General features: G+C 55.3%; 1 protein-coding gene. It reads right to left on the bottom strand.

All coding sequences use genetic code 11. From position 1 onward, the window contains the following. Positions 1-440: transposase (locus tag MJ783_RS08145; protein ID WP_239309704.1), on the bottom strand; the 440-nt coding region annotated here is incomplete at its 3' end. Positions 441-470: the final 30 nt, after the last annotated feature.

Genomic DNA, 470 nt, shown 5'->3' with positions numbered 1-470 from the left:
TTAAGACGCCCGTCTGTCGACTTGACGAACGCCTGAGTTTCCTTCGACTTGTGCGAGCCGTGTCCGTCGACGATCAGATAGATTTTGCCGTCGATATCGTGCAACAACTTCTCGCAGAACTCGATGAAGATTTTCGAGTTCACGTTCTGGTTGTCGAGAAGCTGGAAGTGCAGCTTACCCTGAGCCGATATTGCGGAAATCATGTTGACGGAATCCCGGTCACCAGTTCCGTGCACGATTGGCGTTTGTCCTACTGGGGCCCAGGTCGTGCCAGAGTGAAAATCGGTGCGGACCGACGCCTCGTCCCCAAAGAAGATCGAAGCGCCTTCCACCTGGGCTTCTTTGCGAATCTTCGGGTAGTCCTCCTCCTTCCACTTCTTAACCTTGTCCGAATCCTTCTGCCAAGCCCGCGTCAGCGGACGTTGGGGTGACAACCCCATTCGATGCAGCAACTTCCCGACCCCCTGAGG

It is taken from the genome of Protofrankia sp. Cj3 (genome assembly GCF_917627355.1).
Lineage (GTDB): Bacteria > Actinomycetota > Actinomycetes > Frankiales > Frankiaceae > Protofrankia.
The sequence above is the reverse complement of the archived record's forward strand: the minus strand, read 5'-3'. Positions and strand labels throughout refer to the sequence as shown.